The organism is Aminicella lysinilytica (genome assembly GCF_004362975.1).
Lineage (GTDB): Bacteria > Bacillota > Clostridia > Peptostreptococcales > Anaerovoracaceae > Aminicella > Aminicella lysinilytica.
The window spans coordinates 1-12,784 of sequence record NZ_SNXO01000021.1 but is presented as its reverse complement, the minus strand read 5'-3'; the positions used below and the strand labels follow the sequence as shown (position 1 = coordinate 12,784).

Sequence of the window (12,784 nt, the reverse complement as noted above, 5' to 3'; positions counted from 1 at the left end):
CGATCCTCAATCTTTCAAACTCACCTGTGCGTCTTCTACGGTCATCTGTATGGTGGTGTTTTCCTTCCATGTTCTGGCGCTCAGATAACCCATGAAATCGAAAACTTCATCAGGTTCCGCCTGTATCATGGTTTCCAGGCTATCCGCATTCCTGAAATCCACACATGGCAGCGTAATACCGCCATCCATTCTTAAAGTTAATCTCATATACTGGTTTTGATTTCCCATTCTGGAGTAATTGGCTACATTTCCGCTTACTGCCACCAGTGGTTTGGTGTTGGCGCAACCACAAGGCTCCAGTTTGTCAAAGTCGCTCATAAGCTCCAGATCTATATCTGCCGGTTCAAGTCTGAGTTCCGGGCTGAGATCCCTGTCAAATGTTTCCGGTCTCTCTTCATATATTCTCCCGGCGGCATCATTCAGATTATCTCTCAGTTTCAGCAGATTTTCTTCCTTCATAGTGAATCCGCAGGCAGCCGCATGACCGCCGAAACGCAGAAACAGGTCTTCATTGTCTTTAAGCATATCATAAATATTGACGCCGTCAATACTTCTTCCTGTACCTTTTAAACATCCGTCTCCTGTAGGAGTGACTATAATAGCAGGTCTGTAATATCTGTCCTTGATTTTACCGGCCACGATACCTGTTACTCCCTCATGAGCATCCGGCAGATCTATGACCAGAAATTTTGAATCTTTGAATTTTTCATCTATTATGGCTGTGCATTCTTTATAGATGCCTTCCTGCACATGCTTCCTCTCGCTGTTGCAGCGTGACAGTTCCATGGCCAGCTCTCTGACCCGGGCTTGATCTTTCTCCATTAGCATTTCCACAGCTTTGGAAGCGTGGTCCATTCTGCCGGCAGCGTTAAGATGCGGGACTATAACAAAAGAAACATTTTCCGCCGTTATATGCCCCGGATGCAGGCCTGTTGCTTCGATCAGGGCTCCAAGGTTTTCCCTGGCTGATGTATTGATGGCCCGCAGGCCATATTTGGCAAGGGTCCTGTTCTCGCCTACCAAAGGTACGATGTCGCCTATAGTGCCGATGCCCACCAGATCCAATGTCCTGGTGAGGATACTCTTCGGGAGGCCGGTTTCAGCCACTATAGCCTGAGCGACCTTGAAGGCCACTCCGCAGCCTGCCAGATATTTAAACGGATACGGACATTCCTTCTGGGTAGGATTTATAACAAGGCCTGAGGCCTTTTTATCTGTAATAGTATGATGATCCGTTACGAGGACTTCCATGCCGAGGGATCTGGCATAGTCCACTTCATCGCAGGATACACTGCCGCAGTCCACGGTAATGATAAGATCCACGCCTTTGTCATGGATCTTTTCCACGGCTGCCCGGTTCATACCGTAACCCTCATCGAAACGAGAAGGTATGTAGTACATAAGTCTCTTGGTCAGATTGCCCAGAACCTCCAGCATTATGACAGTAGAAGTGATGCCATCGGCATCGTAATCTCCGTAAATGCAGATCTTCTCATCAGCCTCAATGGCAGACAATATTAAATCCACTCCTGCTTCCATGTTAAGAAGCAGGAATGGATCGTATGTTTTCTGAGGTTTATCGGAAAGATATTCCCTTATATCTTCTTCCGACGTGATGCCTCTCTTATTCAGTAATTCTACAAATTTTTGCTTTAATTCCATCTAATGCTGACCTTTTAATTTAAGTAAGACCATGGGCTGACCGGCGTGCCGTTCTTCCTGACCTCGAAATGCAGATGAGGGCCTGTGCTCCAACCGGTGGAACCGGTACGAGCCACTACCTGGCCTTTACTTACATGTTGTCCAACGCTAACGAGTATGCTGCTGTTATGTCCATAAATAGTGGTCAGGCCGCCGCCGTGGTTTATGCCCACGCATTTACCGTAGCCGCCGTACCATCCCGCTATGACTACTGTACCGCTGGCCGCCGCATATGTAGGGGAACCGGATGCTACGCCGATATCTATTCCCGGATGAGTTTCGTAGGAACGTTTCTCGCCGAATTGCGCAGTTATCGTATGAGATGTAGTAGGCCAGCAGAATACTCCGCCGCCATAGCTACCGCCGTTGCTGCCGGAGCTTGCGCTGATAGCAGCCTTGAGTTTGTTCTCTGTCTGCTTGAGCTGATTTAGCTTGGCCGTCAGTTTACTCTTGGAAGCCAGCATAGTCGTCTTCTTGCTTGTCAGCTTAGACTGCTGAGCATCCAACGCTTTCTTCTCTGAAGCCAGCTGAGTTTCCTGAGACTCTATTTTCTTCTTCTGAGTCTTCAATGTCGTCAGGGTGTCCTGATCGTTCTTATATATCTTCTGCACCATTTCCAGGTTGGAAATCAGGTCGCTGACATTCTGTGAACTGAGGATTATATCCAGATATCCGATAGAACCATTCTTATACATGGCGCGGAGTCTCTTCTCCAGGCCATCCTTTCTGGAACTGATCTGCTTCTTGGTGGAATCCAGTTTAGCCTGTGTCTTTGCCAGAGCCGAAGCTTTAGCATCGATGGTTTTCTGAAGTTTATCGATGGATGCCTGCTGAGTCTTTATCTCTGAAGACAGAGAATCAAGATCCCCCGATATGTCATCCTTCTGATTCTGTACAGAATTCAGTTTATCCTGCGTAGACGCCGCAAATGATAATGGGCTGAAACACATTACCAGAGTTACGATCAGACCTACCACAAGTATTTTCTTTCTCATTATTGACCTCCCCCTTTATTTGTCCAGGAATTTCCTCATGGAAATCACACTGCCACATGCTCCTATACTTATTCCCATAGCCAGGAATATGATTATAAGATTCAATGACAGATACCCTGCCGGCACCAGAGGCGATGACAATATGGTCATGACCTTAGTTCCGATAGTGGCTACTATCCTGCTGTATATCAAGTATGTTATCCCCGCCGAAACCAGGGATGAAAATATTCCTATCAGTATACCTTCCACAAGGAAGGGACCTCTCACAAACCAGTTGGTCGCGCCCACGTACTTCATAATGGATATTTCCCGGGCCCTGGCAAATACCGTAAGCTTAATGGTATTCGATACGACCACTACTGAAACCACTATGAGGAATATCATGATCACTATGGCTGCCGCCTGCATGAAATTAGTGACCTTAGTCAGCTTATCCACTGTTTCTTTATAGTACTTGGTGCTCTCCACACCATCCAGTTTCGCCGCCAAAGTATTGACTCGATCAGCGCCTTTAACGCTGCTGACTTTAACAAGTATGGAGTTTGGCAATGGATTATCTCCAAGGGAATCCAGCAGATATCCGCTGTCTCCCCATCTTTCCTTCATTATATTCAGGGCTTCGTCTTTGGTCCTGTAAGTGACCTTGTCAACGCCCTTTACTGTTTCCAGTTTATTCATTATTGTCTGGGCCTGAGCCGTGTCTGTGCTGTCCTGCAAATACACTTCCACGCTGTCGTAGTCCTGCTTGACCATTTCAGTGAAAAGGTTAACATTGACTGACACAACGAAGAATAATCCCAAGATCATCATCATAGCGATGATGGCAAAGACTGAAGCGAAGCTCATGCCTTTATTCCTGCCTATCTGCTGGAAAGCCTGTTTGATGTTATAGGTAAAACTATTCATCGTCAAAGACCTCCTCCCTCTGATCGCCTGCTTCTTCATAGCCGTACTGTCCGAATTCGTCTCTGACTATATGACCGGATTCAATGGCGACAACGCGCTTATGCATCCTGTCAACTATATCTTTAGCATGGGTGACCATCAGAATCGTGGTCCCCGTCATATTTATCTGATCCAGCAGTTCCATGATGCCGCTTGCGGTATCCGGATCCAGATTGCCCGTAGGCTCATCTGCTATAAGTACCTTAGGGTTGTTGATTATAGCCCTGGCAATAGCAACTCTCTGCTGTTCTCCTGCCGACAGTTCCTGAGGATATCTGTCTGCTTTATCAGAAATGCCCACCAGACTTAATATCTGCGGCACTCTCTTTCTTATCTGTCTCTTGCTTCTATGGAGTATTTCCATAGCAAAGGCGACATTCTCGTAGACTGTCTTCTTAGGCAGAAGTCTGAAGTCCTGAAATACTATTCCGATCTTCCTGCGCAGCTGCGGTACCTCTCGGTTGCTTAGCTGCGTGACTTCATAATCGCCTATCCTGATACTGCCGGAATCGGCATCTATTTCTTTCAAAATCAGTTTGATAAAGGTAGACTTGCCTGCGCCGCTGGGGCCCACTAAAAATACGAAATCTCCCTTATCTATATCAACACTGGCATTTTCCAGTCCTACGTTATCGCCATACATCTTTGTAACGTCGGTAAATGTTATCATTATTTCCCCTTGCCAATTAAATTCAAAGTCTTAATTTTTCTTAATAACTTTGTAGATTATACCATAGTTTTCCACTTTTGGAAACACCCTAGGCTCCTTTAATTGCCTATATAATGTGAAACTTTAGTGAAAACATCGCTGAATATAGTCTTTACAGTCTCGTCCTCCCATTGGAACCTGCACCTGTATTCATTACGATAAATGACCTCGTCAGGTACTCTGTCGACCCAACTGATTTCATTACTTCTTATGAAGTTCCTGACCTGCCGTTTGCTGACGCCGCTGTTGACCCCGCTGACCAGCCAGATGAATTTGAAGTTCCCGCTGCCTTCCATGGCCAGCAGTTTTCTGAATGCCTCTGTATCCGCCGTCATACGTGAAGGCAGTGGATCCACTACAGCCACGATCACATCCATATCTACCAGAAATTCCTCATATCCGCTACCGGGCTCTATGTCGAAGACACAGACATCGTCTCCTGTGCCGGCCATCAACCTGGTTTTCTGGGCTTCGTCCAATCTAACTTTCCTGTCCACATCAGTCGGCGTCATAAGTCTCCAATTGACGCCCATTTCCATGTTCCTGCGGTTCCTTATGGTCCTGCCTGCGGCTATTTCCCCATAGAAGTCAGTGAATTCCCGGCCGTAAAACCTCTTGTCTATGGCAGCTGCCACAAAAAGCAGGCCGTTGGTTTTCTCTGGGTCTCCGCATTGTGTAAATGTCACGCTGTAACCGGCTTCCGCCAGGTACAAAGCAAGGGATGATGCGGCAAGCGTTGTGCCGACGCTGCGGCCGAGGCCGGTAACTCCTATATTTATCTGTCTCGGCTCTTTGGCCTTCTCATGGTTCTCTCTTATGAATAATCTGTCCATCCCCCACGCACCTTTCTTTACCACATATTACCATTTATTTACAGATAATTCAAGTGCTTTTATTTTTTTGTTTATTTTTTACATAGTATAGTATATAATTAGGGAGTACACATTGTTGCAGTCCCTTGAAATCCTCGGATTTCAATGACTGATAAACACTCTAAAAGGGGCCGTCCCATTAACGGATAAGGAATTCGTTAATGGGACGGCCCCTTTTGCTTATCAATGTTTATTTTGTCAGATCACAGAAGCCCGCACCTACCAGCTCAGCCAGCTTCTCAGGATCAAGTTCCATCTGCAATCCCACTTTGCCGCCGCTGATGCCTACAGTGGCAAAATCCTTTGCCGTAGAATCTATGGCCGTGACGAACTGCTTCTTCATACCTATAGGCGAGCAGCCGCCTTTAATGTATCCGGTGGTCCTGGTTATATCCTTTGCGTGGATCATTTCCACGTTCTTCTCGCCGAAGTGCGCCGCGGCCTTCTTCAGGTCAAGCTCCCGGGCTACGGGAATGACGCAGACATAATTCTCGCGGCTGTGACCCACAAGGACTAGAGTCTTGAAACACCTAGCCTCTTCAATGCCAGTTTCATGAGCAGCGTCCACACCGCTGACAAAGCCACGGGACGCATCGTAAGTCCTTATTTCATAATCTATTCCATGGGCCTCGGCTATGCGAATAGCGTTGGTCTTATTTTCTTTATTCTTTTTGCTCATTGTTGCCTCCTGTAGCTCCCATATTCATTATGGCTATGGAGCCTACGACCAGGCAGATACCCAGGACCTTAATGACGTTGCCGGCTTCGTGGAACATAAGTATTCCTATGAGGGCTGCAACTACAGTCTCAACTGAAGCGATGACCGGCACGCGGGATGCTTCCAGTTTTTTGCTGAGGCCTCCCAGATACAGCAGGTATGAGCCAACTGTCGGTATAAGGCCGTATCCTAGGATCACGATCAGCAGTTTCCAGCTGAATACATTGCTCAGATTCACCCATGGCTGAGTGAATATGGCCAGTCCGATGGAACCGAATATGAAACTGTAGAATGATATGGTTATAGGATTGTAATCTGCCGTGGCGCCTTTGCTGATTATAGTCATAAGCGCATAGAGGAAGCCGGCCGATATGCCCATTACCAGACCGAACACGGAAAAACTAATGGCTGAGAAATCCCCGCCGGTGACAGTCAGCGTGCAGCCGACGATGTTTACCAGCAGTGCCAGTACTTTTTGTGCTCCGATGGTCTCCTTGAAAACTATTCTGGACATTATGCAGGCAAAAATAGGCGATGTATACAGGAGCACGGCCCCCGTGGACACGCCAATGTTTTTAATGGACTCTGTGTATGACAAATTGAACAGGGCCTGGCAGAATATTCCCAGGGCGATGCAGTAAATTATGCCTTTTTTATCGATTTTAAATGCGTCTTTCCCGCCTGTGAACAGGGTTATTGGAACCAGTAGCACTGCTCCTGTGAATATTCTCAGGAAAGGGATCACCAGGGGATCGACACCCATACTACTTAGTATGTTGACAAAGAACCCTATAGTTCCCCATAGAGCTCCTGCCATAAATACCATCTGATAGCCTACGCTACGCTGTGATTTCATTTAGTATAATCCTCTGACGGCGTTGACTATATCCGCCGCTGTCATTCCGTATTTTTCTCTCAGTTCATCAGGCTTTCCGGATTCGCCGAAGGTGTCATGCTGACCTACCATGGCCATCTTTACAGGGCATTCCCTTGTAACTACTTCTGCCACAGCTCCGCCAAGTCCACCTATGATCGAGTGTTCCTCTGCAGTAACTATTTTCCCTGTCTCACTGGCTGCCTTGATGATGATTTCTTCATCCAAAGGCTTGATAGTGTGCATATCTATTACTCTCACATCTATACCTTCTTCAGCCAGCTCGGAGGCAGCCTCCATAGCCGACGACACCAGGATCCCCGTAGCTATCACAGTCACATCTTTGCCCGGGCGCAGGAGATTTCCTTTGCCAAGTTTAATGTCTGCCGTCATATCGTAGAACTGCGGTACTGCAGCTCTTCCAAGCCTTACATAAGCAGGTCCCTGCATGTCCACCACCTGTTTCAAAAGCAGTTTGGCGCTGCTTCCGTCGGACGGGTTTACCACTGTCATTCCCGGGATCGTCCTCATAAGAGCCAGATCCTCGAAGGTCTGATGGCTTGCTCCGTCTTCGCCTACGGTTATGCCCGCATGAGTGGCGCAGACCTTCACATTGGCACCTGTGTAACCTATGGAATTTCTGATTATCTCGAAGGCTCTGCCGCTGGCGAACATGGCGAAGGTCGAAGCGCAGACTGTCTTGCCGGAAAGGGCCAGTCCCGCTGCGGCTCCCATCATATTCTGCTCGGCAATGCCGAAGTCGAAAAATCTGTCCGGATATGCTTTCGCAAAGCCTGATGTCTTGGTGGATCCGGAAAGGTCCGCATCGAGAACTACCAGGTCTTTATTTGTTTTTCCTTCTTCTACCAGGAACTCGCCGTAAGCGGCTCTAGTTGCTACTTTATCTGCCATTACCACTCACCTCCCAGTTCTGCTACAGCCTTCTTAGCCTGTTCTTCGTCAGGAGCCTTGCCATGCCATCCTGCCTGATCCTCCATAAAGGAAACTCCTTTTCCCTTATGAGTCTTGCAGACGATGACAGTAGGCTTGCCCTCATTGGCCTTGGCTTCATCTATTGCCTTGAATATTTCATCGAAATCATGTCCGTCTATTACCATGGCATTCCAGCCGAATGCTCTGAATTTCTCATCTATTGGCCTTACGGTCATGACCTTGTCGTTTTCTCCGTCTATCTGCAGACCGTTCCAGTCAACAAAAGCCGTCAGGTTGTCCAGTCCGTAGTGGGCAGCCGACATAGCTGCTTCCCAGACGATACCTTCCTGAAGTTCGCCATCGCCCAGAACCACATACACTCTGCCAGGACTTTTGTCCATTTTGCCGGCAAGTGCCATTCCAACGCTGGCCGAAAACCCCTGTCCCAGGGATCCCGTGGACATTTCTATACCCGGTACGTAATGCATGTTGCCATGGCCTTGAAAATCGCTGCCAAGCTTGCGCAGAGTCATTATATCCTCTACGGCGTAGTAGCCTCTCTCGCCCAAGGCGGCGTATTGAGCCGGCACTGCGTGGCCCTTGGATAGAACAAATCTATCCCTGTCTTTCATCTGCGGTCTATGTGGGTCTATGTTCATCTCGCCGAAATACAGGGCCGTAATAATGTCCGTCACCGACAAAGATCCGCCCGGATGTCCCGAACCGGCATTGTATATGGCCTTGATCACATCGACTTTGATCCGTCTTGCGATGGATTCATAGTATTCGCTGTTTTTCCTTTTCATTAGTACCTCTTTCAACTTATTCTGCAATTATTGATTTAATAGCGTATGGGATTTCCTCGGCTATATCGCCTGCTATCATACCATACTCGCCTTTGTCTCTGCAAGCCAGATCTCCGGCCAGGCCGTGGATGTACACACCCGCTCTGGCTGCGTCCAGTCCCGAAAGTCCCTGACCTGCCAGGGCCAGGATCACTCCTGTCAGTACGTCTCCGGAGCCGGCAGTTGCCATTCCCGGGTTACCCGTGGTGTTCTGCCATATTTCCATGCCGTCGACTTCGCCCGTATCGCCTGCAACCAGAGTGCCCGCGCCCTTGAGCACCGCCACGGCGTTGAATTTGGTAGCCAGCTCAAAGGCCATCTCCATGCGGCCGTCGGGGTTACCGTTGCGTTCAGCGTTCAAAAGTCGCTTGGCCTCGCCCAGGTGAGGCGTTATGATCAGGTCTCCCATATGATTAGCCGCAAAGTTCTGCAGCTCATCGTCTTCGGCCAGAACATTAAGGCCGTCAGCGTCTATTATCAGGGTAGATGTATTGCTCAAAAGTATGTTCTTCAGCATGCGTTTGGTCGCGGTGCTTTTTCCCATGCCCGGGCCGAAGGCCACAGCATCGTAATCACGGTCTGCCACAGCGCTCCATTCAGCGCATATGGCCTCAGGCACGCAAGTCTGTATGACCTGAAAATTACCCTTTGGCGTGCACACATAGGCCAGGCCCACGCCGCTCCGCAAAGTAGCCTTTGCGCCTAAAACGGCTGAACCGGTCATGCCGGCGCCTCCTGCAACCAGCAGGACACGACCGCAATCGTTCTTGCTTATGAACAAATTTCTTTTTGTTATATAACGGCCTATCAACTGCGCGTCGATATCCCCTGAAATACTAAAATTCATTACAAATGCCCCCTTCTAGAGATTCAGGAACAATGTAGCCATTCCGAAGTATATGGAAAGTGCCACTGCATCGGATACTGAAGAAATAGCCGGATTGGCGATAAGCGCCGGATCCAGATGTGCCTTCTTAACGATAAGCGGGATCATGCTTCCGATTATCTTGGCGAAAATCACGATGAACAGCATGGCGGCGCAGACTGTGCAGGCTACCATGACGCTGTTGCCGTCTATAAAGATGACTCTGGCGAAATTCAAGATGCTCAGAATAACGCCTATGATTATGCCTATGCGGAATTCTTTCCATAGGATCTTCCACACATCGTCAGTCTCCACTTCGCCTGTGGCAAGTCCTCTGATTATCAGTGTTGCAGCCTGTGAGCCGGTATTGCCGCCGGTGCCCATGAGCATCGGCATGTAAGCTACCAGACAGATGACAGTCGAAAGGGAATTCTCGAATTTGGTTACTATCATTCCTGTGAAAATGTACGCGATCATGAGGATTATGAGCCATGGCAGCCTGTTAAGGGCGTGGTGCCATACCGATATGTCCAGATAACCCTTGTCGGAATTCTCGAAGTCTATGACTCCGTTCATTCTCTCGATATCCTCTGTAGCCTCGTCTTCCATGACTTCCAGGATATCATCGACGGTGATTATTCCTATGAGTCTGTGCTCCTTGTCAACAACAGGTATTGCCAGATAGCCGTACTTCTTGAAATCGTCGGAGACTTCCTCTTGGTCTCTGTCTACATCTTCATATATGTATTCTGTTTTCATTATATCCTTGATCTTGACGTCGCTGTCGGTCACGACCAAAGTGCTCAGGGAAACTATCCCTATGAGTTTTCTTCCTGTATCCTTGACGTAGCAGGTATAGACGGTCTCGGCGTCCATGCCCACTTCCTTGATGTGTTCCAAGGCGTCCTCAACTGTCCATTCCTTCTGGAGGCTGATGTACTCAGGCGTCATCAGGCTACCTGCACAGTTTTCCGGATAGTTTAAAAATGTGTTGATCTGTTTTCTTTCGTTCTTAGGTGTCTTTTCAAGTATCTTATTGACCAGATTTGCCGGCAGTTCTTCCAGCACGTCGATCTTATCATCGAAATCCAACTCCTGGATTATGTAGTTGATCTCCTTATCTGTGATCTCGTTGACAATATCCACCTGCAAATCAGATGGCAGATATGAAAAGGCTTCTACCAGAACATCTTTCGGCAGCAGACGGAACAGAATGACTGTCATTCTTATCTCGCTGTCATCAGTGATTTCCTCAATGATCTCAGCAATATCCGCAGCATTATACTTCATAAGCTCATCTCTGGCGCTGAAGTATTTCTTTTCCTCAAGAAGTTCCAGTATTTTCTCGATGGATTCATCCATCATCAGGTCCTTGTCCTGAATTGCGTTATCCATTGGTCTGTACTTCCTTTCCTGTATTTTCCCTTCCCGGAAAACACAAGATCAGGCAGACTCATCTATCTGAAAAATTTTCCGGGTGAAGACATGATAGTCTTCTTAGGTTGTCGTATTATGCCCCTACGCTTATCCACGGGAACATTATCCATGTGTCTTCACTTCCTTTCATCTAATATATGCACTGGATGCTAATAAATAATTATACTCTAAAACTTGTTCAAAGGCAACAAAAAACAGGCATTTTTAATGGCTATACATCGTAATATTTCAACACTTTAACAGGCTCCAGCCATGTTCCAAAATAAAAACATCAGAATCCTCATTCTTATTCGTCTAAATCATTGACTATAAAAAATCAAAGTGTTATATTTAATATTAGTTACGGATAATGTATACGCATTTTGAAGCTAATATTTAGTAAGAGAAAAGAGGAGATCAAAATGGGAAATTTAGTTCAGAAGTACATTGATATCGCTAAGGAGAAGAACCCTGGCGAACCTGAGTTTCTTCAGACTGTAGAAGAAGTTCTGACTTCTATCGAGCCGGTACTTGAGGCACATCCTGAGTACGTTGAGGCTGGTCTTGTTGAAAGACTGATAGAGCCAGAAAGAGGCATACAGTTCAGAGTACCTTGGGTTGACGACAACGGCAAGGTTCAGGTTAACAGAGGTTACAGATTTGAGTTCAACAGCGCTCTTGGACCTTATAAAGGTGGTCTGAGATTCGCTCCGAGCGTATATCCTGGAATCCTTAAGTTCCTGGGATTTGAACAGATCTTTAAGAACAGCCTGACAGGACTTCCTATCGGCGGTGGCAAAGGCGGAGCTGACTTCGATCCTAACGGAAAGTCAGATGCAGAAATCATGAGATTCTGCCAGTCATTCATTACTGAGCTTTACAGACATATCGGACCTAACACAGACGTTCCTGCTGGAGACCTTGGTGTTGGCGGCAGAGAGATCGGATTCATGATGGGTCAGTATAAGAGGATCACAAACGCTTATGACGGTACATGGACAGGAAAAGGTACTGCTAATGGCGGACTTGCTGGAAGAACAGAAGCTACCGGATATGGTATCGTATTCTTCGCAAGAGAGATGCTGAAACATTGCGGCGAAGACCTTAAGGGCAAGACAGTTGCAGTTTCCGGATTCGGTAACGTATCATGGGGAACTATCCAGAAGTTGAACCAGTTAGGCGCTAAACCAATCACAATTTCAGGACCTGACGGATACATCCTTGATATGGATGGAATCACACCTGGTGAAAAGGAAGATTACCTTCTTGAGCTGAGAAATTCAGGCAAGAACGTTTGCGCACCTTATGCTGACAAGTTCAAAGGCGCTAAGTTCTTCCCAGGAAAGAAACCTTGGGAAGTTAAGGCTGACATCTACATGCCATGTGCAACTCAGAACGATATCCGTCTTGAGGATGCTAAGAATATGGTTGCTAACGGATGTAAGTATCTGTGCGAAGGAGCTAACATGCCTACAACTAACGAGGCTATTGCTTACTTGCAGGAGAACGGCGTAGTAGTAGGACCTTCAAAGGCAGCAAATGCCGGCGGAGTTGCTTGCTCTTGCTTGGAGATGAGCCAGAATGCTGAGCACATCATGTTCTCAAAGGAAGATGTTTACAAACAGCTTGAGGGAATTATGGTCAACATCCATAAGGAAGCAGCTGATGCTTGCGAGAAGTACAACTTAGGTTACAACCTGATCGCAGGAGCTAACATCGCAGGATTCGAAAGAGTCGCAGAAGCTATGATGCTTCAGGGCATTGTATAAACACTGCATTATCCAGAATACAGGAAGAGGACCGCTTGCGGTCCTCTTTTTTTAAGTATGACGGGCATGCCGTCAATCTGTGGTGAAAGTCCACGTGGGGCGTAGTTGCCGACGAACCCCAAAGCGACTTGCAAGTTTCACA

12 protein-coding genes are annotated in these 12,784 nt (G+C 47.4%); 1 reads left to right on the top strand and 11 read right to left on the bottom strand.

The window, feature by feature from the left end; all coding sequences use genetic code 11:
* Window positions 1-6: 6 nt before the first annotated feature.
* The 11 genes from recJ to mgtE all read right to left on the bottom strand — a co-directional run bounded on the left by recJ (window position 7) and on the right by mgtE (window position 10,852).
* Entirely contained in the window at window positions 7-1,662 is a 1,656-nt protein-coding gene (gene recJ, locus EV211_RS06545) for a single-stranded-DNA-specific exonuclease RecJ (RefSeq protein WP_133528626.1), read from the bottom strand.
* A 14-nt stretch (window positions 1,663-1,676) separates the two neighbouring features.
* Window positions 1,677-2,696, bottom strand: coding sequence for a murein hydrolase activator EnvC family protein (locus tag EV211_RS10985; RefSeq protein ID WP_133528625.1), 1,020 nt, complete (start codon window positions 2,694-2,696; stop codon window positions 1,677-1,679).
* Between the two features lie 15 nt (window positions 2,697-2,711).
* A complete protein-coding gene (gene ftsX, locus EV211_RS06535; protein WP_133528624.1) occupies window positions 2,712-3,602 on the bottom strand; it encodes a permease-like cell division protein FtsX in 891 nt (296 codons plus the stop codon).
* Window positions 3,595-4,311, bottom strand: a complete 717-nt coding sequence (gene ftsE / locus EV211_RS06530) for a cell division ATP-binding protein FtsE (protein ID WP_133528623.1) — start codon at window positions 4,309-4,311, stop codon at window positions 3,595-3,597. Before ftsE ends, ftsX begins: the two co-directional genes overlap by 8 nt.
* Window positions 4,312-4,409: 98 nt before the next feature.
* Window positions 4,410-5,183, bottom strand: a complete 774-nt coding sequence (locus tag EV211_RS06525; RefSeq protein ID WP_133528622.1) for a hypothetical protein — start codon at window positions 5,181-5,183, stop codon at window positions 4,410-4,412.
* Window positions 5,184-5,412: 229 nt separating this feature from the next.
* Complete coding sequence (gene ybaK, locus EV211_RS06520; RefSeq protein ID WP_133528621.1) at window positions 5,413-5,901, bottom strand: Cys-tRNA(Pro) deacylase; 489 nt, start codon at window positions 5,899-5,901, stop codon at window positions 5,413-5,415.
* On the bottom strand, window positions 5,885-6,796 hold the full coding sequence (locus EV211_RS06515) for a DMT family transporter (protein WP_133528620.1): 912 nt from the start codon (window positions 6,794-6,796) through the stop codon (window positions 5,885-5,887). Before EV211_RS06515 ends, ybaK begins: the two co-directional genes overlap by 17 nt.
* Complete coding sequence (locus tag EV211_RS06510; protein WP_133528619.1) at window positions 6,797-7,726, bottom strand: transketolase family protein; 930 nt, start codon at window positions 7,724-7,726, stop codon at window positions 6,797-6,799.
* Window positions 7,726-8,553: a transketolase gene (locus EV211_RS06505; RefSeq protein WP_133528618.1), complete on the bottom strand. Its 828-nt coding sequence runs from the start codon at window positions 8,551-8,553 to the stop codon at window positions 7,726-7,728. The genes EV211_RS06510 and EV211_RS06505 overlap by 1 nt, the downstream gene beginning before the upstream one ends.
* 16 nt (window positions 8,554-8,569) lie before the next feature.
* Entirely contained in the window at window positions 8,570-9,439 is an 870-nt protein-coding gene (locus EV211_RS06500; RefSeq protein ID WP_133528617.1) for an NAD(P)H-hydrate dehydratase, read from the bottom strand.
* A gap of 15 nt (window positions 9,440-9,454) precedes the next feature.
* A complete protein-coding gene (gene mgtE / locus EV211_RS06495) occupies window positions 9,455-10,852 on the bottom strand; it encodes a magnesium transporter (protein ID WP_133528616.1) in 1,398 nt (465 codons plus the stop codon).
* Between the two features lie 443 nt (window positions 10,853-11,295).
* Between mgtE and gdhA the strand changes: the two genes are divergently transcribed.
* The gene (gene gdhA, locus EV211_RS06490; RefSeq protein WP_133528615.1) at window positions 11,296-12,642 is read left to right on the top strand and encodes an NADP-specific glutamate dehydrogenase; all 1,347 of its coding nucleotides are present in this window, start codon (window positions 11,296-11,298) and stop codon (window positions 12,640-12,642) included.
* Window positions 12,643-12,784 lie beyond the last annotated feature (142 nt).

Bases quoted from the DNA above. Each gene is read 5' to 3' on its own strand.
- ybaK (WP_133528621.1), bottom strand. From the start codon at position 5,901: ATGAGCAAAAAGAATAAAGAAAATAAGACCAACGCTATTCGCATAGCC.
- ftsE (WP_133528623.1), bottom strand. From the start codon at position 4,311: ATGATAACATTTACCGACGTTACAAAGATGTATGGCGATAACGTAGGA.
- ftsX (WP_133528624.1), bottom strand. From the start codon at position 3,602: ATGAATAGTTTTACCTATAACATCAAACAGGCTTTCCAGCAGATAGGC.
- mgtE (WP_133528616.1), bottom strand. From the start codon at position 10,852: ATGGATAACGCAATTCAGGACAAGGACCTGATGATGGATGAATCCATC.
- EV211_RS06505 (WP_133528618.1), bottom strand. From the start codon at position 8,553: ATGAAAAGGAAAAACAGCGAATACTATGAATCCATCGCAAGACGGATC.
- EV211_RS06515 (WP_133528620.1), bottom strand. From the start codon at position 6,796: ATGAAATCACAGCGTAGCGTAGGCTATCAGATGGTATTTATGGCAGGA.
- EV211_RS10985 (WP_133528625.1), bottom strand. From the start codon at position 2,696: ATGAGAAAGAAAATACTTGTGGTAGGTCTGATCGTAACTCTGGTAATG.
- EV211_RS06525 (WP_133528622.1), bottom strand. From the start codon at position 5,183: ATGGACAGATTATTCATAAGAGAGAACCATGAGAAGGCCAAAGAGCCG.
- recJ (WP_133528626.1), bottom strand. From the start codon at position 1,662: ATGGAATTAAAGCAAAAATTTGTAGAATTACTGAATAAGAGAGGCATC.
- gdhA (WP_133528615.1), top strand. From the start codon at position 11,296: ATGGGAAATTTAGTTCAGAAGTACATTGATATCGCTAAGGAGAAGAAC.
- EV211_RS06500 (WP_133528617.1), bottom strand. From the start codon at position 9,439: ATGAATTTTAGTATTTCAGGGGATATCGACGCGCAGTTGATAGGCCGT.
- EV211_RS06510 (WP_133528619.1), bottom strand. From the start codon at position 7,726: ATGGCAGATAAAGTAGCAACTAGAGCCGCTTACGGCGAGTTCCTGGTA.